A 23,185-nucleotide genomic window follows, 5' to 3' on the forward strand; every position below is an offset into this window, starting at 1 on the left:
CTAATTCAGCACATATTGAAATACTAGGGAAAACCCTTATATTTGGTACAATGTCAGTGTTAACCCTAGGTCGCTGGTGCGATGCCTTTGACCTGGGCGCCTTCAAACACGGAGTACCAGATGAATTTCCATACCAGAAAGTCTTACCTGTACTTCGCAAAAGAGGTATAGCCTTACTGGAAAAAGGTTAGCGGGCGATTATAACTTAGAAATACACCTCAACCGCCGTCGCTACCCCAACACCTACCCCAACATAAATGGGGTCATAACACGGGCCTCCCAAAGTGCAATCAGTTGCACTCACGCAGCAGCGGGGGAGGTCTTGGCCTTGGGGCTTGCAGCTTTCGTAGACACCAGCTTGACCCCTTGCTTACCCGAGGCATTGAAAGCCTTAATCAGCTTGGCAGCGGGAAGCAGTTTGAACAGCGCCACCAGTTGCGCCTCGGTGGCCTTCTCACCGGCCTTGATGACTTCCTTGAATGCCACGTCCTGGGCATAGTCAGGAGCAGGCGCGGCCTTGGCTTTCTTTGTGGCAGCACTAGCAGAGCCCGCCTTGGCCTTCGTCTGATTTTTTGAAGCCTTCAGTTCAGGCAGTGCCACCACTTCCTTGTAAGTCTTACCCTCCAGCTTCAGCACGACTTCATCGACGTTCTCAACCGTCAACATTTTGGCGGCAGCAGTCAGGATGGAGAAGGGCAATGCTTTGACCTTCTCGTAAGCGATGCCGTTTTTCGTCAGCGTGCGATACGTGCGGACGAAGTTCATAGCCTGTGCATACTTCACCTTCAATTCCGCGTCCACGTATTCAGTAAACGTGTTGTATCCGAAATTCTTGTCCTCCTGGATATCAATCTTCTCCTTGATCGCGTACAGATAAGCGCCGAGTTCATAGGTGGATTCTTGCCAGTTCTCCACGGCTTGGCGCGTTTTCTTCATCAACACGCGGGGCGACATGCCCGCGATCTCAGCGACCAGGCCGGAAGTATTGAGGACTTCTACAACGGGGGTGACTTGGGATTCCATGTCTGACTCCATTCAGTGTGTGGTTTTGGTCTGCTAAACCGTTTAACAGACCGCAGACCGATACTAAGCGCAAAAATCGCAAACCACCAAACCGCCAGGTATACAAAAAAGTGGTAAACCGCACGCAAAAATGCGTGAGTGCGGAATAAGCGCAGCTACCGGACCACACGCAAAAAGTCTGGCAATCAATTGCAGCAGGCCTGACGACGTTTTGGGTTGCACGATAGCGGATTGCGAAGCGAAGGCGGAGCGTGGCGAACAAACAACAAAATAAATTTTCGAGCACCGACCACTGAGCAGGCAACGAAAAAAACCGCACTTTCCGCACGCAGAACGCGAACTGAATTTGCGAGTTGACCGAACGTTGTTCCGGGTGGAGTTTTGACAGGTTTCGCACGTGTGTATGTTCACTGTATTGTGAACTCACGTCACAACCAACCCGGAGGAAGTCATGGCCACGAACGGACAAGCACTCGCAGCGAAGCGCAAGATGGGCCGGGAAAATTTCCTACTCCCCGATGCCATTCGTCAGGCGATGGAAGCGCTGGCAGAAAAGCGCAGCGTGACAAAGGCGGAAATTCTCAGGACGGCATTGCGCGAATATTTCGAGCGTCAGCCGGAACTAAAGGAGGTCGCATAAAAAGAAAAAAGCCTCGGGTGAGAACCGAGGCTTAGGAAGTGTCAGCACCGGAAGGGCCAGGGCCACACAACATACACATGTACATTTTAGGCCCGCTCCCGAGTTGACACAAGTATCAGTTTGTCAATTTGGAGAAAGTCATCATGAGCAGTAACGATGCCGTCATGTGCGCAGCCGGTACGGTCAGCGCCGAGCAGCAAGCCGCCGAGTTCATCGCCAAGGTGAGCGCTCGGGATTGGCTCCCACGCGTCCCCCATACCCCCAGCGACCGCCAACGCGGGCCACGCGTCCCTCACCCCGACGACACCTCCAGGATGCGCTCCATGAGCGTGTCTGAGGATAAGGAGTCGTGGGTTCACCTTCACGCCGCCAACGTCCGGGCCTTGGGGCCATTGGGCGCGATCATGTTCGATTACGTGTCGCAATGGAGCCGTGCCAGCAAAAAGGGCGGCGCACAGTTGGCCGTGAAGGATTGTCATGGGGAATTCTGGCTCGCCTGTTCCTACGCCAGGATCGAGCAGGACACCGGACTGAAGAAGCGGGACGCCGAACGGGGACTGGCGGATTGTGTGGAGGCCGGAGCATTGGAAGCCACCACCATGAAATACGCACGGAAGCGGTGCCTTCATGTCCGCATCGCCCCTGCCAACGGAGCGCAGATCACCCCTTGGCCGTTGATCGTTGGGGACGTGACTGGCGAGAGACCAAAATCCCTATGCGTGCTTAAGAACGATTCTCAAGCACCGGGGCGTGCTTTACTCACCGACCAAAGCACCGGGGCGTGCTTTCCTAATACAACCTCTATTCTTTCAACCGCGATTAGAAACACAACCGGAGAATCTGTCCCAGCTTCGCCAGGACAACAACCGGCCCCCCCATCCCTGGCCAAGGGGAAGAAAGCCCCCAAACCCCAAGGCGATAACCCCGCCTCCCCGGTTCCGCTGGCCCCCTCCAAGCCCGTGCTGGCGATTGCGGTGCAGTGGGAGACCCTGACAGGGGAGCGGATCAACGGGGCCGCAGCGAAGCGTCTACGCGATGCCATGACCGCGATGCACCGCAAGGGGATCGATTACAACGCCGTCGTGGTGTGGGCAGTCGATAACTGGACAACCATCAAGTGGAAGGTGGACCCGAGGGATACCCGCTCCCCGAGCCTTGACCGTCCGCGCGTCGATTACTTTGTGGCGCACTGGCCGGAAGCCCATGAGGCGATGCTGGCCAGGAATCCGGCCCGTCAGCAGGCTCCCACGGCTCGGGTGATACCGATGCACCCGCCGACCATCACGAAGGCCGCCAGCACCCCGCGAGACGAAGTGTCCCTTGATACCCACCTTGGCACGATTGCGGAACTTGATGCGATCCTCGCCACGAAGAAATAAGGAGCCCACCATGACCGCCAGAATCATTCAGTTCAAGCCCCGCGTGGAAGATCAGCCCGCCGAGCAGCCGACACCAGATCATCCTGGAGAACCGGCACCGCTTGACCGTAGAGGCTTCGATACCCGTGTGGAGTACGTCATCCTGGAGCAATACCTCTGAGAATGGTCTGGCCCCACTTTGCAATCAAATGCAATTGCAATCGTCGGGGCCACCACCGACACCCATCCCTCCCGGTTGCTAGACGTTTAGCAGCCGCGCCAGTAAAAAATCTCAGTTATCCAAAGCGATTCCCCTTCCTCGTTAGCAAATGACGGGTTCAATATGAGTCTTGAGCCAACTGTCTCAACGGGACGCAAGACCATGGAAACGGAAGCAACACAACCAACCCTTAGCGCGTGGCCTCCCTACGTTGTGGACTCCATCCTCTCGCAGATTGCCAGCGGGAGATCGTTAGTCAGCGTACTGGCGAGCAACGCAAGCTATCCGAGTCGCGCCACCTGGAACCGCGCTGTCACGGACGACAAGACTTTCTCCATGCGATACGTGCAGGCCGTGCAACTGGGTGTGGCACGTAGGCACGGTCACTAAGGAGAACACTATGACAACGCAGGCCAATGACTACGTGGCATACCTCAACTCACTGACCCCGGCGCAACTTGAAGCCGAGCGCCAACGCGGAAAAGCCCGCCTCGACGCTGCACTGTACAACCGTGATTTTTCCGAACATGCAGGGAGCCGCGCCGACAGCGTACCGACGATCAAGCCAGTAACGCACCGTGATGGAACAGGGAGAACGATAACCGAGTATCGCGGAGAGCAGGGTTCAATGCGTTCATGGATGGGAACATGGATGACGCCCCCTAATCTCCAGCTTGGCATTTACAACGGCAGTACGCCCGAGCAGGCGAAAGAGTTCCGCCGCCGCATGCAGGACAAGATGATGGCATATGAACGCGCACTTGCTGGGGGTGCGTAATGTCTAACAGACCGTTTGGATACGAGACTTTGCCAGTCGTCATCGATCACCCTGGCCACCGCGACCTCTCCGGCGCGCGCCCCAATGACAGCATGTCCTGGGGCGAGGAAGTGCAGTTCCGTAAGGTGCGCGCCGACCTCGACCGCGTCATTCAAGCCAACCGCGTGACGCTCGACTCTCCACAAGTCGGGGAGACGCCGCAGACCTATGAGCGCAGAGTAATCCGCGACCTGATGCCTCATGCCACCAGCTACTCACCGATGAAGCTGGACAAACTTCCCGCCGAGCTATTCCGTGATATCAAGCGAACCGTGGTGGCGGAAGCGATGCAGGCCCCGGCACGGCGCGGCGAACTGGTGCCGATCACTTTCCGGGACGCAGTGGGCAGGCAGACAACCGAATTCGAAGGCCGCATGTCGTGCTGGATGGGTCAGTTTCGTGGCCCCGCCCTGGCGACCGGAATCTGTATCGACGGACGACCCCAACGATTCTGAAAACACGTTGATGGAGGAGACGACCATGAGCGACTACCAGAACCACAGAAGGCGACTCATTCAGCGCCTCAAAGCGCATGGTCTCATTAGCTCACGTGAAGCGAAGCAGATGGCCAAACCTTCGAAGCCCACGCCCCGCACCGTTGACCGGAGAAAGCCGTGAAGCACTTTTGTGTAATCGAAAACCAGGTTGCTTTTCGTCAGAACCGGGACGCGATGGAGAACATCATCGAATCTCTTTCTAACCCCCGCTTGCGCGAAGACATACGCGAACAGCTTGAGGGCTCGCTGGCGTCGGGGGAGGGACGGGCGAAAGTATTGCTCGGGCAGTACGTCGGAATGATATTGGCACTGACTCCCGATAGCGACAAGGTCACCACGATGGTTGAAAAATTCATTGCTGATGGTGGTCCGCTCGCAGCAATTCAGGATGGCATGAAAGCGATGAAGCGCGAACTGGACCAGATGCATTACGAAGCCACGAAAGAAGTGCGCAAGGCCGCGTGGGAAGCCATGACGACGACCGAGCAGAGAGAGGCCAAAGATAATAAGCGTCGCTTCCGTGAAGAACACTTTGACGAGAGCCAGCACCATGGCGAGATGCCAAGCCACCCATCGCGAGGCTAACCGTGGACACCAATCGCTCAGAGCTGATTCGCGAGGTGGACGCCGCCATGGTTGCGCTGGATGCGTTCATGAAGACGGGTTCAGATTGCGACATTGAATCGTTGTGTCACTTGTCGGGACTGTTGCACGTGATTGGTTGCCGCCTGGGGAGGTTGTTGAACGAGTTCCCGGACGATCAGAACCTGGTTGCGTTGCTGAAGCAGTGCGCCGCCCTTCAGGCCACGACAATGGAGCAGGCTGAAGCCTTGACGCACATGACGCGGGCAGCACTCGCAGAACGGCAGAGCAGCGGCGCAAGTCTCCACTGAGCTATAGCGCAACACGGCGATTCGTCAGTACGAAATTTAGGGTTGCAATCAATTGCAATTGGAGCAGAGCATGGCAGACACCCCGATTATAGAAATTCCGGTAAATAGTGCGGAATTCGACGCGTTCGTTGAGAAATTCAACGAATATGAGGCCAAAGCGAAGGCCGGAACCGCCGACCCATTTGCGCACGTGGCGGCATCGTTGCGCGATGCGGGCGAAGCCTTGGGAGCTTTGGGCGCGCACTTCGACGGAATCGCCAGCGCCGCCACCACCTCAAAAATGGTAGGTCCGCAATCGTTCATCTCGCAGTGGTCGCGGGGTACACACCAATCCGCCAAGGACTGGGAGCTTATCGGCAAAAATACCGATAAGTCCCAGAAGGGACTTACGACCATCGCACGGTCATGGATCAATATCAAAAGTCTGCGAAAAGATGCGTTGTACCTTGGCGCGGGGGCGGCGGCTGGTGTTGCAGCAATGGCCAAAGCCAATTCTGATGTAGCCAAACAGAATCTCGAAGGCCGCGCGCTCGGTCTGCCAATCGGCAAGGCCCAGGCATTCGAAAGCGATTATGGCCCGCTGGGCCTGCAACGTTCGGACCTGTCGAATTTTGCCGACGCCAAAGAGGATTCCCGTTTGTGGAAGCCGTTGATTGCGGCGGGCCTGAGTGCCGACCAGATCAAGGGTATGGACCCTGACGAACTGGCGATTGCGTTCGCACGTTCGGCGGGTCAGAAGTACCACGATTGGGAATCGCAAGGACTCCCCGCCGCGCAAGTGGCGAACAGCATGGGCTTCAATGACCTGTTGAGTAATGGCACATTGCGGGCGGCGGGTTCATGGTCGGATCAGCAATGGAGCGCCACTCACGCGAAGTACCTTAACGACGCCCAGCAAATGGGTATCGACAGCAGGACCGCCGACGATGCCACGTCGTTTAAACAGAAGTGGAGCAGCGATCTAAGCCGCGTTGGCCAGGAGTTCAACAAGCAACTCGTCAACGCAAGTGGGGGCCTTGGTCACTTCGCTGATGCTGCAAGCAACGCCGCTATCAAACTGCTGAAGGCGGCCGGACCCTGGGTAGATAAAGCCGCCGATGGCGTTGGCAATATCCTCGATACGCTGAGCGATGGCGAGTCATTCGTTAGCCCCGAGCAGGGCGGCCCGCAATACAAGCAATACGACGTGCGGGACGGGTTCCGCAAGTTTGGTGATGGCATTCGGTCTGCGTTTCCCGGCATCCCCGATGTGAACCAGCCGGGAGTCACACGCAAGTCTGATAACAACGGCTTCACGTCAGACCCCAAGCGTGATGAGACCTTGCGCCGACTCGAACGGCTCAACAACTTGCGACCTGGCACGCTCGACAATTTCGAACGGCAGGAATCGTCACGCGGGGCCAATGTCGGAACCAACACGAACGACAGTGAAGGCCCAGCGGGAGCATTTCAGTTGACCAAGGCAACCGCCGCCAGCGTAGGCATTACGAACCGCATGGATGAAGGCCAATCCGCCATGGCAGCGGCGGCGTATCTCAACATTCTGAACCGCAAATACAGGGGCGATCAACGCAAAATAGCCGCCTCATACGATGGCTTTGCGAATCTTGATAAGGCTATCGCCAAGTACCCGAAAGACTGGTTCGATCACCTGGACGAATTTGGGTCACGCAAGGCAGCAGGGGAGACAGGCGCGTACTTAAAGAGCATGCAAGCCAACGGAATGGATTTTTCCGTGGACGGTGCGTATGCCAACGCAACGAATGACGCTAATCTGAAACCCAGATCAACGGGACTCAACGAAAGCGACTTCAGGATTGTGGACCTGTCGAAAGACACCTCAACACAGCGAGCCGCACCCAATGACAGCCTGGGCGACCTGTCTGGCGTGCGGAGATTCCTTGCGCTGTTCAGCGAAGGCGGTGGCGAAGCGTTGCGTGGTGGATCGTCTTCGAAGGCCGCACCACCAGCCAACCCCCAACCCGTCAACATCAATGTGAAGGTAAGCACGCCCGCTGGTGCTTCCACTATCGTGACCACCGGCGGAGTCCCCCACTAATGTCGCGCTATTTCAAGATCGTCATTACCGACCCGAAGACTGGCTATGTTTTCGCGCCGAACGTCAATGGCCGATTGGGATTCTCGCTGGTGAAACCCACGGTCAACACGTGGACGTATTCCTCTCTGTATACGGATGGGACACTCACGAAACTTGGATCAAGCAACCCGTCAGCGTTGAAGGTGGAGTTTGACATTCCGGTAAGTTTTCTGGATCAGCCAATTGGCAACCCCTATATCCAGATCAGCGGGGTAAGCCTTCAGGAAATGAGCCAGGGCGCGAATCTCAACCGCATGAACATTGCGGTTTATGGCGGCATGGCGAAGGGACTGCCCCTAGCCAATCCGGCGCAGGCGGGGTTGCTTTGCTCGGGGCAGATCACCCAGGCATTCGGGAACTGGGTGGGCACGTCGCAGACGTTGAGCATTTACGTTCAGGCCGGCGGCTCGTCGCCGAGCTCGAATCAAACGACAGGCAACCCGTCAGGTAACACGATCTTGCCAGCCCCGACGACTAGCGAAGCGCCCGCGAACATCGTATTCCAGTGGAAGGCGGGGCAACCGTTGTTAGTGCCGCTGATGCAGACTCTACAACTCGCGTTCCCGCAGTACACCATAAGCGGTGCAATCTCCCCTAACCTCGTCTGGAGTGGTGCGACCGCAACCGGCTTCTATTCAAAACTGAGTCAGTTCGCAACCTATATCAACAAGGCTTCGATCAACCTGATTAGCGGCTATGCCCCAGGCACCGACTATATGGGCGTGAAGATCGCCCTACAGGACAACACCATTTTAATCACCGATGGCACGACCCAGACAGCGCCGAAACTGCTGATGATGCAGGATTTGATTGGCCAGCCGACCTACGGCCAGCCGCTAGAGATTCAGGCGCTTTGCGTGCTGCGGGGGGATATCAAGGTGGGCTCTTACGTGACGTTGCCGCCGGGACCATTGACGATCCAGCAAGGCGGGCAAACAGGCGCAATCGCACCACCGCCGCAGGGCAGTATCAACACGACAGCGCAATCTTTCGAAGGCACGTTCATGTGTACATCGGTGCGCCACGTAGGTAGCAGCCGGGACGGGGGAGGGACGTCATGGATTACCGCGCTAAACCTGCTGACGACCGCACCGGGAGACGCGAAAGCGAAAGCCTACGCCTTGGACGTGCTACAGCGACCGGCAAAGAATCGCTACGGCTTTTATGTCCCTGGCCAGTTGTGACCTATCGCACAACCCGCCGATTCGTCAGTACGAAATCACGATTGCAATCAATTGCAAAACCGGAGCCGACCATGAGCCACACCTTGCAAGACCGCCTGATGATGTTGCGCCGCCTTCTGGATGCCACCGAGCAAACGCTGGCAGCAGCAGAGAGCGAAGAAAACACCGCTAACCGCAAGTTTCAGCACCAGATCGTGTTATCGAATCTGAAGCAACTTGCCGACACTGCCACGGCAGCGGAGCGAGACCTGGCTGATGGATTGATTACGACTAACCTGGCCTTCCAGAAATGCATCGGCTTGCGGCAGGATGGCGAGTAGCAGTTAAACGAATTTAGCAGAACAGCAGGCGCATAGACGCCGCAGAACAACACACAACTCACCCGCACCACCCAGAAACCAAAATATCGGGTGATGCAATGGCAATTCAATTTAAAACGATGGGCGCGACCAAGCACCACGTCAAAGTCAATAAAACCGCCGTGTCGGTGGCGGAAGTGGAGCAGGCCGCAAATGTTCTCCCGATGAAGGCAAAGACCGGCCAGAAACCAATAGTTGAAGCCAAGTTTCTGGCGGTAATCGAATGGATTCGGCGGGGCGAGACAGCAGCACAAGCATGCAAGCGTCCGGGCATGCCGGGACTCTCGACCTTCCATGACTGGCGCAACCGGAACGAGCGCAACGAACAGTTATACCGGGAAGCACTCGCGATCCAACCGGACGATATGGTGGACGATATCTTTCCGATGCTCGACAGCCTTTTCAACGGCCTGAAGTCGGTAGACGCTTCAGCCCGTCTTGGCCGTGCGCGTTTGCGTATCCAGCACGTGCAATGGCTGGCGAGCCGCCGCGACCCCGTGCACTACGGTAACCAGGTGGCGGGCGATGATGGTGTGTTCAAGCTGGTCAACTCCCCCGACGACGACAAGGGCGAGTCGGACACCAAAAAGAAGGTGTCCTGATGCCCAAGGTAATCCGATTAGAGCCGTTGCATACGGATCAACGGCGCGTCTATCAGGGACTGGGGCGGCGCAGTGTTTTGCGGTGTGGTAGACGCTGGGGCAAGTCCGCACTACTTGAAATCGCCTCTGCTAACTGGGCGCTTCGTTATGGCTGGAAGGTGGGCATCTTTGCGCCTGACTTCAAAAAATCGGCTCCAAGTTTTCGGAACCTGCTGCACACACTGAAGCCCGCGATTGCGCAAGCCAGCAAGGTTGAAAAGTACGTCGAGTTAAAGAATCAGGGGGTAATTGAGTTCCTGAGTCTGCAAGACCCCGACGCGGGACGCTCGCGTAAATATCACCGTGTACTCATCGATGAAGCATCGCTGACCAAGCCGGAAATGCAACACCAGTGGGAGCAGTCCATCGCGCCGACCTTGCTGGATTACGCGGGGTCCGCGATTGTAGCGGGTACGCCCAAGGGCGTGAATATCGAAAATTTCTTCTGGCGGCTATGCAATAACGAAGGCCTGTCAGAGCATTGGGAAGGGTTTCACGCGCCGAGTTTCATGAACCCGCACCTTCCCGTCGAGGAACTGGCGACGATTGAGAGTCGCACGCACCCGCTGGTGTATCGCCAGGAATACCTTGCCGAATTTGTGGACTGGCGGGGCGTGTCGTTGTTGAGCCTTGAAAACCTTGCACCGGGAGGGAAGGGTGTCCCCTTCCCGACGCATTGCGATTATGTGGGCGCGTGTTTCGACACCGCATTGAAGGATGGTCAGGAACATGACGGAAGCGCGGTTGTGTACTACGCACGTTCTCAAACAGTCGGGACGCCGTTGATTATTCTGGACTGGGACGTGTTCCAGGTGCAGGCCAACCTCCTGCCCCAGCGCATCCCCGACATTCTGGCCCGACTGGACGAACTGAAGAAGCAATGCGGTGCGCAGTATGGCAGCGGCGGCATCTATTGCGAGGACAAGGGCAGCGGAACCATCGTGATTCAGGAAGCGCAGTCACAAGGCTGGCCAGTCAGTGCCATTCCTGGAGAGATGACCGCGTTAGGCAAGGATGCGCGAGCGGTTGCATGTTCGGGCCCAGTGTTCAGAAACGAAGTGCGCTTCAGTGACCTGGCCGTGGATAAACAGGTGATGTTCAAGGGCATCATGGCCAATCACCTGGTGCAGCAGTTTTGCGGTTTCACGCTGGCCGATTCGCAGGCGTACAAACGGGCCGATGACCTTTTCGACGCTGCGGCCTATTCGATTCTGATGACGTTGAACGTTACTTTTTGACCTTCTGTTTTAGCAGTCCTACTCTTTGGAGAGCATCATGACCACAGCAGAAACCAGCGTTATGTTTCCCCCCGCCAACGTCACTTTTACGAGCGAGACCAGCGGCACCGTTACCAGCGTGTCGTGCGGCGGCCCCATCGATGCCGAGATCAGAAGTGCGGCAGGCACCCTGCTCGCAGCGTTCAAGGCACCCGCCGCCGCCAGCTTCCCGGTTAGCGTGGCCTTCACTGGTGGCACCCCGTATATCGTGCAGCGCACCCCGAGCGATATCACGCTGACCTTCTGATTGGCCGCGCTCACCTGGAGAACGTCATGGCAACGATTACGCAAACCTTCGTCCCCTTCCAGGGGAATTCCTGGCTTCAGCAGTACGCGGGCGGGGTGCAGGAACAGTTCGGGGGCGAGGGTCTGGTGGTGAGTGGTAGCGGTGTCATTACCTCGATCACCGCCAGGTCAGGCCGCTTCAGGTTATACGACAGTACAGGCGGTGCATCGGGCAACCCGCTGGTGTCGGTTGATTCTGCCGGGGCCTTTTCGCTCGCCCCGAATTTCACCTTCACCAGGGGCGTCTACCTCAAGGCCGAGGGAAGAAACGACACGATCACCGTTGTGTGTAACTACATCCCGGCGTGACGAGACGCACCGTGAGAGCTTGCCGTGTCTGTCACGTTCTGAAACCGCTTCACCTTTTCGGGGTGGGGCGGGAACAACACGTATGCAGTGAATGCGCCAAGACCGATCAACGCCGATGGACACGGGCGGCTAACGGGATCACTGGCAGGTACGCCTTCATTGAAGGGAGCAAGACCCGATGACCATGTTTGAACGAATGGAAGCCAGCACCGCCGAAACCGGCGAACCCGCGTGGATACAGATCGGCTATCGCCTTCTGGTGATCCTGCCGATTGACGGGGAGTTGATTTGGTCCCTCGACGGCGAAGCGCTGACCCGCGAGGAAGCATTGATGATTGTTCAGAGCGTCACGTGACCCAGGGAACCGCGATGCAATCCAGGCAGCAACGACGCGCCGCCGAACGCGCCCACACCAAGGCAAAGACCATCAACGCCACCGCGATCACAAACGCGGCTTTTATGGCGTTTTCACCGTCTTTTTTGCGGGCCGCCGTAGTGCCAGCGAAGCCCCAGGACGCGCCGGAGCCAGTCGCGGAAATTGCAATTGATTGCAATCGACCAGCCGACGACCAACCCCCCTATTCGTCAAACGCACTCCAATGGACGGCAACGCAAGCCGTGGCGAAGTTGCGGGAGCCAGAGTTGGAAGACGTTATAGAAACCAAACGTTGCGACAAATGCAGAAAACGAAAATCGCTGGAGGCATTCTCAAGGCGAGGACTGGCCCCTAAGAAGAACGTCTATGACGGTCACCACGCCTATTGCAAGCTATGCGTGAGCGAGATACGGAAACGCACCAGCGAGTTAGCACAGCGGGCAGCAACACAGCAGGCCAAGGCGCTGGCGAGCCAGGCAGCGATAACGGCACACATGGCCTCAATGGCGGGGGCCGGGGGTGGGCTGGGGGGCGGGGCCGAGGTTGAGACAGCAACACCAATCAATGCAATAGGAACGCCAAGGAAGTACACCCCAACCGGATGGCCAGTAGACGAGTTCCAACGATCAGCAAAGAGCATAAGAAACGCAGGAGCAACGGGAGAGCGCAGAAAGATCAACAAAGCAGGACGGAATGAAAAGACGGGAGACCTGCCAAGCCTCGCAAACGCCGCTTAAACGTTGATCCTCGATCACCGAGGCCGCAACAAACAGGGTGACAGCGAACCACGCGCGAAAAGGGCAGAGCAGGGCGTGTATAAAGTTTTGTACGGAGATGGAACAGTTTGGCTACATGCTCGTTGAAGCGCTAAACACGCGTGTGGGAGTCGTTCTGCGGCCTTCCCTGTCGTGCGTTTTTTCCGGGCCGTCCGGGTCGTCGCTACATGGCCAAAAACCTGCCCTAAGCGGCCTGGAAACGTCGTCCGCACTTTAGCGCTTTCCAGCCGTTTCTGGTGACGAGCTACAGGGAAAATCGAAGGGGAAAATACTTGTCGCGACATTCATCGCTACCCGCCATATCCAGGCCTGATAACGCGTAAAACCAATATTCGGTTGTTAACCTCCATTATGTCAACCGAGTCTTACACCCCACTTCCCACAAACCCTTGCTGGTGGCATGTTGGATAATCGTAATGTCTGGGTAAGGCCATAATTCGTAATAAACGCCCCTTTTGCCCTGATTCCTTACGGTTTGGCTTACAGGTAGAGTTTACAAAGGGTTCTTTTTGCTTGCACTGGCAACCTTCCCTAGCCCACCAATTGCAATCAATTGCACTGGACTGAGGTAGCCAGCGGAGGCGGCGGAGGTGGGCGTGGTGGGGTAAGCAAAGGCATATAGTCGTGCCGACTACTTCGATGGATGCCTATAAGTAGGCAATAGTCGTGACGACTATAGGAGCAGCCCGCAATAGTCGTCACGACTATCACCGTGCCGACTTCTGATAACCCGAACATTCCCCCGGCGAAGTCTTCAGGAAATCGTAACTTCAAGTTACACCGTAGCCAGTACACGTGTATCGCCAGGTTACACAGGCCTTCCCTTCCACACCCTCGCCAGCCCCCACCTCACCAGCGGGAGGCCGATGGAGCCCAGCGTGGGGACGCCTGAAGGTACGTTAGGGCCCAAGGGGACGGCACCCCGACCGCTCGTCGGACCAAAAGACCAATCCCACTATTTGGGCGGCGGCCGCTTGCTCACCACTTCGACAAATTTTTTTAAAAATGAAAACTTGAAGCGCAAGGGTCCGCTTCGTCAAATGGCTAAAGCTAGGAGCGAAGCCATTCGTTAGCCTTGGCCGTCAGTGCCCGTAACAGACCTTCTAGCTCTTCGTCATCTTTTTTTAATTGCGCGGCGTAAGCGACAAGCACGCCTGTTCTGTGATCCATCATTTTTTGGACCACATCGTCCCGTTGCGCAAGTACCAGGTTAGATATTTCACTAACCATGGCGTTGTTCATTTGCAGGGAATACACAAAGCCCTTCGCGCGTGCATAGGTTTTGACGATCAGGCCGCGTAGTTCTTCGTCGTCCACCTTGCCAACACGCGGCGAGGCGTTGTTGTAGATCGTGAATATGTGTCCGTCAACCGGAACCAAGCCATTGAAAAAATCGTTCTCAGGGACCGCGTGAAGGAGAGGTCTGATTTTGTCCGCATAGCCGTCCCATATCACCGTAAGTTCCTGCCTCACCGCCTGCACGAAGGCTCGGGTCTCTGCCATGTCCTTGGCTTCTTCCGCCGCCGCGCGATCAATCTCCAGCTTGCGTGTCTGTTCAAATTGGCTATACGCCACCCCCACCGCCGCGAGGATCGCAACAACGGAACCCAGAGCCTGGACCCACGCGGCGATCACTTCTGACTTGGCGGTGGTATTCAAACACGCACTTATCGCGGATACGCCCGCAATGGTGGCGAGCGGGATTTGCCAGCCGTCAAATTTCATCGCGGGCACACGGCTTTATCGACTTCATACAGATCGGAGTCGGGGTAAATGACCGCGATATCGGAAGGGGCGTAGCCGGTGGAATCGACCACTTTGCCGTTCAGGGCAGCAGTAGACGAGAGCAGCCTGGCCGTATCGTTGGCGCAGTCCAGGTCGTACCGGCCCAGCATCACGTCGTATGTTGCGGCACCCACAGTTCGCGGCTTGGCGAAAGACTGTCGCGTCCACGCCAGCACATGCGACCCTTGGTGTTTGAGCATGGTCTGTTCAACTTCGATCATGCTGTCGGAGTCGCGCGAAACGGTTTTCCAGTCTGCGGCTTGCGCAGAAGCGGCGGCCCCCAGCAACGCAAGCGCGATTAGTTTTTTCATTGATTCCCCCGGATGGTCTTTTTTTGGTTCCCGCGAGGATAGCGCGAGGCCGCCCCCGCGACAATCCTCAGACCGCAGCCCGCGAAGCCAGCGGGTAATCCCCGATGCGCCATGCATGTCCTGGTGTCGTTAGCCCGTCATGGATACGACTGTCCGGGCGGACAGCGAAATAAACAATGCGGGGCGGGAAATGAGAGAGCTTATTGTCTTGGGAGTGCTGGCTGGTCTACTTGCTGGGTGTACTACCGAAGCACAACGGGAGGCCCAGGAGGACCGGCGCACTTTCCTGGAGTGCAAGAAAGCGAACCCGACCAACTGGGGTGACAAGTGCAACGGCGAAATGAACATGTACTACACCACCGCCAGCGCCGCACAGGCTGACTCTGCCCACCGTGCCCAGACTGCGAACGCGATTGCCTCTGGTCTTCTGGCGGGTGCAGCCGCCGCAGCAGCGGGAGCGGCAGCATACGAGGCGAGCCGTCCCGTCTATGTTCAGCCGGTCTATGTTCAACCGGTGGTGATCTGTCGGTGGAATTGTTGGTGATGCCTCACGGCGGAAGTCCCGCCAATTGCAGGCGGCTTTATAATCGGTGTCGCTCGCATGCGTGGAGCGCACGGAAAACTAAAAGAATGGACCGGTCATGCTTATCAAATGTGGGGAATGCGGATCGAGCGTCAGCGATCAAGCTGCAAGCTGTCCTAAGTGCGGCTTTCCGCTAAGACGGGTTCGAGCCGCGACGATCGTACAGGCAAGCCCGGAAGTCCAGACCATCGAGCAGACGGGGAAATCCTATAAGGCACTCAAGGTAGCCTTTTGGGTAATCATTTTATTTGTTTGTCCGATTCTATTTTTTAATGGTTTTATCGGCTCGGGAATTCTCGTTTTGATTTTAGCCGTGATCGGTGAAATTTTTATAAATATTGGAATTTGGTGGGATCACGGCTGACCCCTAGCCGTTAATTGCAATCAATTGCAATTGGCCGCCTTCTTTCGGAGTCGGTACTGTACTCGTTGGTAGGCGTTAATTTCGTCCCGGTGAGCTTCGCGGTACGTTCTGTAAGTCTCCCTTATCCTCTCGGGGTGAGCTTCTCGGTACTGGCGGGCCCGTTCGTTAGCGCATACCTTGCAAACGCTGCGGAAGCCGCCCCGATGCCGGTGGAAGTCCTGTTCCCTGAGCTTTATCCCACCGCAGTCGGTGCAGCGTTTGAATTTCTGGATTGTCACACCCATGGCTCACCTCCTAAATCTTGCCGAGGGTGAGCGCCACCAGCGTGACCAGTACGGCCACCACCTCGACGGATAAGAGGCATGCGAAATACCATTTTTCGTAGGCGTTCATGACTTGCTCCCCAGCTTCACAGCCTTGATGGTTTGCGTAAGCCAGAAGGCGCGCTTCTGGTCGTAACCATCGGGAGCGGGGTAGCGCCCAGCCTTGCGGCCTTCGTAGAACGTGGTTTTGGAAATCTTGAGTTGTTCCCACACGTCCCGCGTATAGAGACGGTCGTCCGGCTTGTTCAGATCGATGGGGGGGCGTGGCAGGCGCGTGCGCGTTTTCTTCGCGACCGCTGGTGCATCGGCAGGCGCGACCGGATTGCAATCAGTTGCAACCGGCGAACCCTCGGGGGATTTGTCTGACGATTTATGCTGCACTGCAATAGAAATGCTCATAGCCCCTCCTTCCGGGGATAGTCGCACTCCATTGCAGGTTGAAATTGATAGAACCGATCTAATTAGATCGGAACAGTTCTAATTCGTCAAGGGTGTCATTTCACGGCATCAACACGGCCAGCTTCTCCCCGAGCGCTCGCCACGCGGCGGCCTGTTCCTCCACCTTCACGGCCCGCTGATACGTGCGCCGCACCTTGTTGCGTTCGGTGTGGTTCAGGCACTTGTCGATCACGTCGGGGCCCACCCCGAGATCACCCATGAGCGTGGCCGCCGTCCTTCGAAGATCGTGAGGGGTCCACCGCTCGCCCCCGACCTCCAGCGCGTGCGGATAGTTGAGGCTGCGGCCTGCCGTCTTGCGTTCGTAGAAGCCGCATTGGCGGTCAGCTACCGCGTTGACCAGCGCCTTGTTATGAACGTGCTGGGCCGGGTCTGCCTGGTCTGGCATGACCCAGGGCGATCCACCGGCGATGGCCAGAAGCCGCTCGATGTGTGGAAGCACCCAGTCATTCAGGTGGATCAGGTGGGGCTTGCCATTTTTGGAGTTGGCAGCAGGGATAAACCATGTGCGCGCCTCGATACTGATATCCGTTCGGCGGGCCCGCAGCAGTTCGTTTGACCGCGCAGCGGTGCCGAGCAGAGCCCGCAACGCCGTGCGCGTCGCATCCTGCAAACCCGCGCTTTCAAGGGCGTGATGAAGTGCGCGGAGTTCGTCATCCACCAGAACCCGCTCCCCTTCACCATCGGCTCCCCCGACGTCCTTCCGCGTGATGCCGACCAGGGGGTTAGTGGGTACTAACTCACGTTTGACACCCCACTCATACATGGACGACAGATACCCCGCCAGTTTGTTCGCCAGCGAACGTGTCCGGGATTTGGTACTATCGAGTTGTTCTAGGTATTTACCCTTAGTGATGTTTGCGGCAGCTAGTTTGCCAAAGACTGGAAAAATGTCCTTCTCCATCGCCCGCAAGGGTTCCGCGCCTTCGTCTTTCCGGCTCGCCAGTTCGGCGTCCTTCCAGAGATTGAACAGATCGCGCACGGTCAACACGTTGGCCTTGGCTTGCTCTGCCAGTCGCGTGGCCGCGCGTTCATCGATTGGGTCACGACCGGCACGCACCAGCTTGGCGGCTTCGTCCCGAGCTTCGCGGATATCCGCCAGCGACCGGCTAGGCCAGCTACCGCACCCGAAGTCACGCGTTTTAGCGCCGACGCGGAAGCGATACGAGAACGATACGGACACGCCCTTGGCGGTTTTGGTGACCTTGCCCCACAGGCCCTGGTCGTCGCGGACGATTGAGCCAGCGTCAAAGTCAGTGAGGGCTTGCAACGTTTTTATGTGTAGCTTGGGCATGACGAACACTCCATTCTCTACCCCAACACCTACCCCAACAAATAGGCCAGTCTGAATAGATCCGTTTAGATCCGTTTAGACCTGCCAAAAGCCGGAAAGCCTTGCTAGTTAAGGGTTTGAGGCTGATAAATTGAACCAGACAGACCAGTATAGGATCAATAATGAATTTCCATACCAGAAAGTGGGTCAAGCCCGAAGATCTCAACCCGAACGGCACGCTGTTCGGCGGCAGCCTGTTGCGCTGGATCGACGAGGAAGCGGCCATCTACGCGATCTGCCAGATGGACAATCAGCGCGTCGTGACCAAGTTCATGTCGGAGATCAATTTCGTCAGTTCGGCCCGTCAGGGCGACATCATCGAACTCGGCATGACCGCCACCCACTTTGGGCGCACCTCGATTACGCTGCGTTGCGAAGTGCGTAACAAGATCACGCGCAAGAGCATTCTGACGGTCGAAAAGATGGTGTTCGTCAACCTCAACGAGAACGGCGAGCCGGCGCCTCATGGCCGCACGAAAATCCGTTACGCGGATGAGGCGTTTGCCCGTTATCGCGAAGATTCGCGACCGGTGCCGCAAGGTGCGGTTGCCGTCGAGGAAGAGATGGCGGTGACGCGCGGTGAGGTGGAAAGCCTGCATTGAGCCGGTGAACCGGCTCGTGGCTTACCGGGCATGCGCCGCGCGCGCCGGAGCGCTTGTTGTCCCCAGCTTTCTGGTTTTTCCCCGCCTTCACATAAGGGGCGCCCGTTCTGGGCGCCCACGGCGCATCGCGCGCCTTTCCCCAATGTTTATTGCGTGGCCGGAGCCGGTTGAGGCGTCGTCGCGGGTGTGCCCGACGCAGCAGCCGGTGCGGCAGGCGTTGCGACCGGCGCAGCCGGCGGCGTGCCCGCAGCGCCGCTTGCCGGAGCGTCGCCCGGATCGCTGTAGTTCGGTACACCCGCCGGTGCGCCGGTTGCCGCGCCGGAGGCTGCATTCGGTGCTTGTGCGGCATCGCCCGGGTCGGCGTAATTCGGTAGACCCGCCGCCGGAGCACCCGCCGCGGGAGCCCCCGCTGCGCCGGAATCGCTCTGGTCGTCGTAGTCCGGCAACGGCGCCGCGCCTTCGCTCGTGCCGCGTAGACGCGCCTTGCGTTGCTGCGTGTAGGCGTCGCGCACGAACGAGTATTTGTCGAGCGCAGCTTGCTGCAGCAAGTCCGTCGCGCCCAGCAGATCCGAGCGCACGCTGACGAATTGCAGAAGGTAAAGCGGATTACGCACCGCCGGTTCCATGTAGTTCAGCGGGTTGAACTTCACATCGACGATGAGGCCCATGCTGTCGCGCACCGTGCTCGGCCCGAACAGCGGCAACACGAGATACGGACCCGACGGGACGCCCCAGTGGCCGAGCGTCAGCCCGAAATCCTGGTGATGCTTGGGCAGACCAGCCGGCGTCGCCCAGTCGAGCAGACCACCCAGCCCGAAGGTCGAATTGAAGGCGAAGCGCACGAGATCTTCTGTCGCGTCGGTGATCTTCAATTGCAGCAGGGCGTTTGCGGCATTGCTCAGATCGCCAAGATTGGAGAAGAAGTTGCTCACGGCGGTGCGCAGCGGCTGCGGCGTCACCTTCTGATAACCCTTCGCCACCGGCACGGCGACGTAACGATCCAGGCCGTCGTTGAAATTGAAGACGACCCGGTTCACCGGTTCGAACGGGTCACCCGGCTTGCGGTCGGGACCGGTCGCGCAACCGGAGATGAGGCCGGTAGCGGCGAGCGCCAGCACGGTGTTATGCAGCTTCATGCTTAGATTCCTTTGTGCTTCGCGCGACGTGGGCGCGGCTTGCCCATCAGCACGGGCTGGAACACCACCGCGCCGATCAGGGTGCATAACAACGAAAGCGCCAGCAGGCGTCCCATACTCGACGTGCCGGGATGATGCGAAAGCCAGAGACTGCCGAACGCGGTGGCCGTGGTTGCCGCACTGAACAGCACGGCGTGCGTCAGGCTCGACTGCAACAAACCTGTCTGACCATTACGCCAGGCCATCACGAAGTAGATCTTGAACGCGACGCCGACGCCGAGCATCAGCGGCAATGCGATGATATTCGCAAAGTTGAGCGACATGCCGAACACCACGCACAACTCCAGCGTGACCAGCGCCGACACGAGCAGCGGCACGATCGTGCGCAGCACGTCGCCGATGCGCCGCAGCGCGATCCACAGCAGGATCGCAATCGACAGCAGCGCATAACCGGCCGCCTGCAGGAACGCCTTGATGATGGTGTCGGCCGAATTGAGGATCGAGATCGGGCCGCCGATCGCGTTCGGCTCGGCCTTCTTCACCGCGCGCACGAAGCGGGCGAGCATGGCGTCGTCGTTCGGATCGGTGCCGGGTTTCACCTTCGGCGCAATGTCGACGAGTGCGCGGCCGTCTTTCGACAACCAGGCGCTGGAGATTTCCTTCGGCAGATTCTCGCGCGTGATCGCGGTGGGTTGCAGGAGATCGGCCAGCTGCGCGAGCGCGATGCGCAACGTGTCGGACATCGCGGTTTCGGCGCGGTCGCGCGTGGCGGCGTCGGCGGCCGCGAGCTTTTGCAGCGTGTCCGATAGATGCTTGGCTTCGGCGGCGCCGGGGCCGGGGTGATCGTCGGCGGCGAGCGAGAGCTGGTTCGACGCGCGCTTGAGCGCGGCCACGCGGATCGCGTCGGTGGCCGGCGGCGAGGGCTGCTGCTGGAGCGCGGGCAGGAGTTGCTGGGCAGCGCTCGCGATCAGCATCATCTTCGGTTGCTGATCGGCGGGAACGAAGGTGTCGAGCGTGGTCACCCGACCCACTTCCGGCAGCGCGCGCAGGTGTGCGGCTTTCTGGTCGGCGTCGGCGAGCGAGGCCGCCAGCACGTGCACGTTATTGACCGCGTTTTCCGGCGAGTCCTTCAGCGACAGCAGCGTGGCCATCGACTCCGTATGCGGGTCTTTCAGGTGCAACGGGTTGAAGTCGAAGTGCAGACGCGTGAGCAGCGGCGTCGCGCCGAGCACGAGGACCAGCGTGCCGATCAATACCGGCTTGCGGTGACGATCGAGGAAGTCGTCGACGGGTGCGAGCTGCGGGAAACCCGGCGAAGCCGCTTCGCCCGGCGGATTGAAAATCTTCAGCAGCGCCGGCAGCAAGGTCATGTTGGTCAGATACGCGACGAACATGCCGACGCCGGCGATCTCACCCAGTTCCGACACACCGCGGTAGGCCGTCGGCAGGAACGAGAAGAAGCTGAGCGCGACCGCGATCGCGGCGAGCGTCAACGGCACGCCGATACTGTGCGCGGTGTGGGCGAGGGCGGCGGACAGGCGATCGTCGCGATTGCGTTCCTCACGATACTTGACCCCGAACTGCACGCCGAAATCGACGCCGAGCCCGACGAACAACACCATGAAGGCGACCGAAATCATGTTGAGCGCGCCCACCAGCAGCAGGCCGAGCGCCGCCGTGATGGCAAGCCCCACGAACAGCGTGATGAAGACCGCGGCGATCATGCGGCCGGAGCGCAGCGCGAGCCACAGAATGATCAACACGACAATGAAAGTGCCGATGCCGTTGAGCACCGCGCCGTCCTTGACCGACGCGAATTCTTCGTCCGCGAGCGGCTGCTCGCCGGTCAGATGGACAGTCGCGCCATAGCGCGAGTCCAGATGCAGGGTGGCGGCGGTGTTGCGAATCGCGCTCGAAGCGCTTGCGCCCGGCTCCAGCGCGTCGTAGTCCACCACTGGTTGCACGACGACGAAGGCGCGCGCGGGATGGGTGTCGGCACTCTTGTCGACCAGCGCGCGCCACGAGAACGCGGCCTGTTTGCCGGCCAACACCTGGTCCAGCGTGGTGGCGCTTTGCGATAGCAGGTGACTCATGTCGGCGAGCTTCACCTGACCGAGTTGCAGCGGCAACAGCAGGCTCGTGGTGAGCGTGCCGGCGAGGCCGGTCAGGCTCGGATCGTGCGCGAGCGCATTGACGAGCGGGCGAGACTGGACAAGTTGCGACGTGGTGGACATGACCTCGTCGGTCGACGGAAACAGCAGGCCGTTGTGTTCGAAGAACGGACCGCCAGCCGGTTGCGAAACAGCGACGAATTCTTTCGAGTCGGCCTTCAGCGCAGCGGTGAGGGCGTTCGCGGCGGCGTCGGCGAATTCCGGGGCGTGCGCTTCGACCACCACCAGCACGGTGTCGCCGCGGTCCGGAAAAGCCTGGTCCATGGCATTGGAGAGCGCGGTCCACTTCTTATCGGTCTCGACGAGACGGCTGATGTCCGTGTTGATCTTGAAGTGATGGGCAACGTAGAAGCCGCTCAGGACGGCGAGCACGAGCGACACGGCGATGATCCGTAGCGGATGACGCACCGAGTAGGCGACGAGACGGACAATAGATGACTTCAGCATGTAGGCGAACGTGGCCTTATCACGAATGTTGTTTTTGACGAAAGTGCACAAGTATACAGAGCCGGAGCAATCCGGCTCGGGTTGGGTAGCAAAGACGACGCCTGGGCGCGTACATTGGGGCGGGAACGCATTCTCGATATACTGGTCTATCCTGCTTACGCCCCGGGCTTACAGGTCCGCGGCGCTTACTTATTTCGGGTTTTGGCGAACGTATGAAACGTTATCTGTCTGCTTTTATGGCTGCGGCTGTGGTGTCCACGGCGGCTTTTGCGCAAAGCGCGCCCGACGCGGTGGTCAAGGGTGCCGTCGAGGGTACGGTTGCCGCGATGAAGGCCGATCCGCAGGCGCGCGGCGGCGACATGGCCAGGATCACCCATCTGGTCGAGACGCGCTTCGTGCCGGCCACGGACTTCCAGCGCACCACGCGGATCGCGGTCGGCAAGGCCTGGGCCACCGCGACGCCGGAGCAACAGAAGCAGTTGTACGAGCAATTTACGCTGCTGCTGGTTCGCACGTACGCCGCCTCGCTTTCGCAACTGCGCGACCAGGACGTGAAGTTCAAGTTTCTGCCGGTGACGGCCGCCCCCGACGCTAAAGACATCGTCGTGCAGTCGCACGTAATCAGCAATGGCGGCGACGATGCGATCGACTACCGTATGACCAAGGGTCCGTCCGGCTGGAAGGTCTACGACATCAACATGATGGGTGCGTGGTTGATTCAGGTGTATCAGACGCAGTTTTCTGATCAGCTCAACAAAGGCGGCGTCGACGGCCTCATCAAGTTCCTGACCGCGCATAACGCGCGCAGCGCCGGGTAAAACGGGTCTCTCGTTTGGTATGAATTGAAAAAAAGCGCGGTGGCCATGCGGCCACCGCGCTTTTTTCATTCCATCATTCCTTCGACTACCGACAGTCGATGAG

27 protein-coding genes are annotated in these 23,185 nt (G+C 58.5%); 20 read left to right on the top strand and 7 right to left on the bottom strand.

The genetic code is table 11. The features are described from left to right. Positions 1-300: 300 nt before the first annotated feature. Positions 301-1,023 (bottom strand): hypothetical protein, encoded by a 723-nt coding sequence (locus FQ705_RS07610; RefSeq protein WP_144139100.1) that lies wholly within the window; start codon positions 1,021-1,023, stop codon positions 301-303. 451 nt (positions 1,024-1,474) lie between these two features. Here FQ705_RS07610 and FQ705_RS07615 point away from each other — a divergent pair, with 451 nt between their 5' ends. From FQ705_RS07615 to FQ705_RS07680, 16 genes are all read left to right on the top strand, one after another. Continuing rightward, positions 1,475-1,663: a CopG family transcriptional regulator gene (locus tag FQ705_RS07615; RefSeq protein ID WP_144139103.1), complete on the top strand. Its 189-nt coding sequence runs from the start codon at positions 1,475-1,477 to the stop codon at positions 1,661-1,663. 143 nt (positions 1,664-1,806) lie between these two features. Continuing rightward, complete coding sequence (locus FQ705_RS07620; RefSeq protein ID WP_144139106.1) at positions 1,807-3,042, top strand: hypothetical protein; 1,236 nt, start codon at positions 1,807-1,809, stop codon at positions 3,040-3,042. Positions 3,043-3,052: 10 nt separating this feature from the next. After that, positions 3,053-3,202: a hypothetical protein gene (locus FQ705_RS34005; RefSeq protein WP_186307810.1), complete on the top strand. Its 150-nt coding sequence runs from the start codon at positions 3,053-3,055 to the stop codon at positions 3,200-3,202. 439 nt (positions 3,203-3,641) lie between these two features. Next, complete coding sequence (locus tag FQ705_RS07625; protein ID WP_144139109.1) at positions 3,642-4,019, top strand: hypothetical protein; 378 nt, start codon at positions 3,642-3,644, stop codon at positions 4,017-4,019. Between the two features lie 29 nt (positions 4,020-4,048). Next, positions 4,049-4,513, top strand: coding sequence for a hypothetical protein (locus FQ705_RS07630; protein ID WP_144139112.1), 465 nt, complete (start codon positions 4,049-4,051; stop codon positions 4,511-4,513). A gap of 159 nt (positions 4,514-4,672) precedes the next feature. Continuing rightward, the gene (locus tag FQ705_RS07635; RefSeq protein WP_144139115.1) at positions 4,673-5,140 is read left to right on the top strand and encodes a hypothetical protein; all 468 of its coding nucleotides are present in this window, start codon (positions 4,673-4,675) and stop codon (positions 5,138-5,140) included. 2 nt (positions 5,141-5,142) lie between these two features. Further along, the gene (locus FQ705_RS07640) at positions 5,143-5,448 is read left to right on the top strand and encodes a hypothetical protein (protein ID WP_144139118.1); all 306 of its coding nucleotides are present in this window, start codon (positions 5,143-5,145) and stop codon (positions 5,446-5,448) included. A 70-nt stretch (positions 5,449-5,518) separates the two neighbouring features. Then, a complete protein-coding gene (locus FQ705_RS07645; RefSeq protein ID WP_144139122.1) occupies positions 5,519-7,507 on the top strand; it encodes a transglycosylase SLT domain-containing protein in 1,989 nt (662 codons plus the stop codon). After that, a complete protein-coding gene (locus FQ705_RS07650; RefSeq protein ID WP_144139125.1) occupies positions 7,507-8,730 on the top strand; it encodes a hypothetical protein in 1,224 nt (407 codons plus the stop codon). Before FQ705_RS07645 ends, FQ705_RS07650 begins: the two co-directional genes overlap by 1 nt. Positions 8,731-8,801: 71 nt before the next feature. Next, positions 8,802-9,050, top strand: coding sequence for a hypothetical protein (locus FQ705_RS07655; RefSeq protein WP_144139129.1), 249 nt, complete (start codon positions 8,802-8,804; stop codon positions 9,048-9,050). Positions 9,051-9,148: 98 nt separating this feature from the next. Beyond that, positions 9,149-9,691, top strand: a complete 543-nt coding sequence (locus FQ705_RS07660) for a hypothetical protein (RefSeq protein ID WP_144139132.1) — start codon at positions 9,149-9,151, stop codon at positions 9,689-9,691. Next, positions 9,691-10,968 (top strand): hypothetical protein, encoded by a 1,278-nt coding sequence (locus tag FQ705_RS34435; protein WP_144139135.1) that lies wholly within the window; start codon positions 9,691-9,693, stop codon positions 10,966-10,968. Before FQ705_RS07660 ends, FQ705_RS34435 begins: the two co-directional genes overlap by 1 nt. A gap of 37 nt (positions 10,969-11,005) precedes the next feature. Continuing rightward, positions 11,006-11,254, top strand: coding sequence for a hypothetical protein (locus FQ705_RS07670; RefSeq protein ID WP_144139138.1), 249 nt, complete (start codon positions 11,006-11,008; stop codon positions 11,252-11,254). Between the two features lie 26 nt (positions 11,255-11,280). Further along, entirely contained in the window at positions 11,281-11,601 is a 321-nt protein-coding gene (locus tag FQ705_RS07675) for a hypothetical protein (protein ID WP_144139141.1), read from the top strand. A gap of 178 nt (positions 11,602-11,779) precedes the next feature. Further along, positions 11,780-11,956 carry a hypothetical protein gene (locus FQ705_RS34010; protein WP_186307811.1) on the top strand — a complete coding sequence of 59 codons (177 nt, stop codon included), beginning with the start codon at positions 11,780-11,782 and terminating at the stop codon, positions 11,954-11,956. After that, positions 11,953-12,714, top strand: coding sequence for a hypothetical protein (locus tag FQ705_RS07680; protein WP_144139144.1), 762 nt, complete (start codon positions 11,953-11,955; stop codon positions 12,712-12,714). The genes FQ705_RS34010 and FQ705_RS07680 overlap by 4 nt, the downstream gene beginning before the upstream one ends. A gap of 1,089 nt (positions 12,715-13,803) precedes the next feature. Here the strand turns inward: FQ705_RS07680 and FQ705_RS07685 are convergent. Both FQ705_RS07685 and FQ705_RS07690 read right to left on the bottom strand, forming a co-directional pair. Continuing rightward, a complete protein-coding gene (locus tag FQ705_RS07685; protein WP_144139147.1) occupies positions 13,804-14,478 on the bottom strand; it encodes a hypothetical protein in 675 nt (224 codons plus the stop codon). Next, a complete protein-coding gene (locus FQ705_RS07690; protein ID WP_144139150.1) occupies positions 14,475-14,849 on the bottom strand; it encodes a surface-adhesin E family protein in 375 nt (124 codons plus the stop codon). The genes FQ705_RS07685 and FQ705_RS07690 overlap by 4 nt, the downstream gene beginning before the upstream one ends. Before the next feature lie 139 nt (positions 14,850-14,988). Between FQ705_RS07690 and FQ705_RS07695 the strand changes: the two genes are divergently transcribed. Both FQ705_RS07695 and FQ705_RS07700 read left to right on the top strand, forming a co-directional pair. Continuing rightward, positions 14,989-15,393, top strand: coding sequence for a hypothetical protein (locus FQ705_RS07695; protein ID WP_144139153.1), 405 nt, complete (start codon positions 14,989-14,991; stop codon positions 15,391-15,393). Between the two features lie 97 nt (positions 15,394-15,490). Next, the gene (locus FQ705_RS07700) at positions 15,491-15,796 is read left to right on the top strand and encodes a zinc-ribbon domain-containing protein (protein ID WP_144139156.1); all 306 of its coding nucleotides are present in this window, start codon (positions 15,491-15,493) and stop codon (positions 15,794-15,796) included. A gap of 389 nt (positions 15,797-16,185) precedes the next feature. Here FQ705_RS07700 and FQ705_RS07705 read toward each other — a convergent pair whose 3' ends face one another. Then, a complete protein-coding gene (locus FQ705_RS07705; RefSeq protein ID WP_144139159.1) occupies positions 16,186-16,518 on the bottom strand; it encodes a helix-turn-helix transcriptional regulator in 333 nt (110 codons plus the stop codon). A 100-nt stretch (positions 16,519-16,618) separates the two neighbouring features. Beyond that, complete coding sequence (locus FQ705_RS07710) at positions 16,619-17,869, bottom strand: tyrosine-type recombinase/integrase (protein ID WP_144139162.1); 1,251 nt, start codon at positions 17,867-17,869, stop codon at positions 16,619-16,621. 161 nt (positions 17,870-18,030) lie between these two features. On the opposite strand from FQ705_RS07710, the gene FQ705_RS07715 reads away from it, so the two are divergent. Continuing rightward, complete coding sequence (locus FQ705_RS07715) at positions 18,031-18,510, top strand: acyl-CoA thioesterase (protein ID WP_144139165.1); 480 nt, start codon at positions 18,031-18,033, stop codon at positions 18,508-18,510. A 146-nt stretch (positions 18,511-18,656) separates the two neighbouring features. Here the strand turns inward: FQ705_RS07715 and FQ705_RS07720 are convergent, their stop codons facing one another. Both FQ705_RS07720 and FQ705_RS07725 read right to left on the bottom strand, forming a co-directional pair. After that, entirely contained in the window at positions 18,657-19,646 is a 990-nt protein-coding gene (locus FQ705_RS07720) for a VacJ family lipoprotein (protein ID WP_144139168.1), read from the bottom strand. Between the two features lie 2 nt (positions 19,647-19,648). After that, entirely contained in the window at positions 19,649-22,264 is a 2,616-nt protein-coding gene (locus FQ705_RS07725) for an MMPL family transporter (RefSeq protein ID WP_144139171.1), read from the bottom strand. 212 nt (positions 22,265-22,476) lie between these two features. Between FQ705_RS07725 and FQ705_RS07730 the strand changes: the two genes are divergently transcribed. Further along, the gene (locus tag FQ705_RS07730; RefSeq protein ID WP_144139174.1) at positions 22,477-23,082 is read left to right on the top strand and encodes a phospholipid-binding protein MlaC; all 606 of its coding nucleotides are present in this window, start codon (positions 22,477-22,479) and stop codon (positions 23,080-23,082) included. Positions 23,083-23,185 lie beyond the last annotated feature (103 nt).

The organism is Paraburkholderia sp. BCC1884 (genome assembly GCF_900996225.1).
GTDB lineage: Bacteria > Pseudomonadota > Gammaproteobacteria > Burkholderiales > Burkholderiaceae > Paraburkholderia.

Coding starts and splice junctions, on each gene's coding strand:
- FQ705_RS07685 (WP_144139147.1), bottom strand. CDS start 14,478: ATGAAATTTGACGGCTGGCAAATCCCGCTCGCCACCATTGCGGGCGTA.
- FQ705_RS07670 (WP_144139138.1), top strand. CDS start 11,006: ATGACCACAGCAGAAACCAGCGTTATGTTTCCCCCCGCCAACGTCACT.
- FQ705_RS07710 (WP_144139162.1), bottom strand. CDS start 17,869: ATGCCCAAGCTACACATAAAAACGTTGCAAGCCCTCACTGACTTTGAC.
- FQ705_RS07725 (WP_144139171.1), bottom strand. CDS start 22,264: ATGCTGAAGTCATCTATTGTCCGTCTCGTCGCCTACTCGGTGCGTCAT.
- FQ705_RS07700 (WP_144139156.1), top strand. CDS start 15,491: ATGCTTATCAAATGTGGGGAATGCGGATCGAGCGTCAGCGATCAAGCT.
- FQ705_RS07655 (WP_144139129.1), top strand. CDS start 8,802: ATGAGCCACACCTTGCAAGACCGCCTGATGATGTTGCGCCGCCTTCTG.
- FQ705_RS34435 (WP_144139135.1), top strand. CDS start 9,691: ATGCCCAAGGTAATCCGATTAGAGCCGTTGCATACGGATCAACGGCGC.
- FQ705_RS07715 (WP_144139165.1), top strand. CDS start 18,031: ATGAATTTCCATACCAGAAAGTGGGTCAAGCCCGAAGATCTCAACCCG.
- FQ705_RS07675 (WP_144139141.1), top strand. CDS start 11,281: ATGGCAACGATTACGCAAACCTTCGTCCCCTTCCAGGGGAATTCCTGG.
- FQ705_RS07610 (WP_144139100.1), bottom strand. CDS start 1,023: ATGGAATCCCAAGTCACCCCCGTTGTAGAAGTCCTCAATACTTCCGGC.
- FQ705_RS07690 (WP_144139150.1), bottom strand. CDS start 14,849: ATGAAAAAACTAATCGCGCTTGCGTTGCTGGGGGCCGCCGCTTCTGCG.
- FQ705_RS07645 (WP_144139122.1), top strand. CDS start 5,519: ATGGCAGACACCCCGATTATAGAAATTCCGGTAAATAGTGCGGAATTC.
- FQ705_RS07650 (WP_144139125.1), top strand. CDS start 7,507: ATGTCGCGCTATTTCAAGATCGTCATTACCGACCCGAAGACTGGCTAT.
- FQ705_RS34005 (WP_186307810.1), top strand. CDS start 3,053: ATGACCGCCAGAATCATTCAGTTCAAGCCCCGCGTGGAAGATCAGCCC.
- FQ705_RS07695 (WP_144139153.1), top strand. CDS start 14,989: ATGGATACGACTGTCCGGGCGGACAGCGAAATAAACAATGCGGGGCGG.
- FQ705_RS07720 (WP_144139168.1), bottom strand. CDS start 19,646: ATGAAGCTGCATAACACCGTGCTGGCGCTCGCCGCTACCGGCCTCATC.
- FQ705_RS07705 (WP_144139159.1), bottom strand. CDS start 16,518: ATGAGCATTTCTATTGCAGTGCAGCATAAATCGTCAGACAAATCCCCC.
- FQ705_RS07660 (WP_144139132.1), top strand. CDS start 9,149: ATGGCAATTCAATTTAAAACGATGGGCGCGACCAAGCACCACGTCAAA.
- FQ705_RS07615 (WP_144139103.1), top strand. CDS start 1,475: ATGGCCACGAACGGACAAGCACTCGCAGCGAAGCGCAAGATGGGCCGG.
- FQ705_RS07620 (WP_144139106.1), top strand. CDS start 1,807: ATGAGCAGTAACGATGCCGTCATGTGCGCAGCCGGTACGGTCAGCGCC.
- FQ705_RS07625 (WP_144139109.1), top strand. CDS start 3,642: ATGACAACGCAGGCCAATGACTACGTGGCATACCTCAACTCACTGACC.
- FQ705_RS34010 (WP_186307811.1), top strand. CDS start 11,780: ATGACCATGTTTGAACGAATGGAAGCCAGCACCGCCGAAACCGGCGAA.
- FQ705_RS07730 (WP_144139174.1), top strand. CDS start 22,477: ATGAAACGTTATCTGTCTGCTTTTATGGCTGCGGCTGTGGTGTCCACG.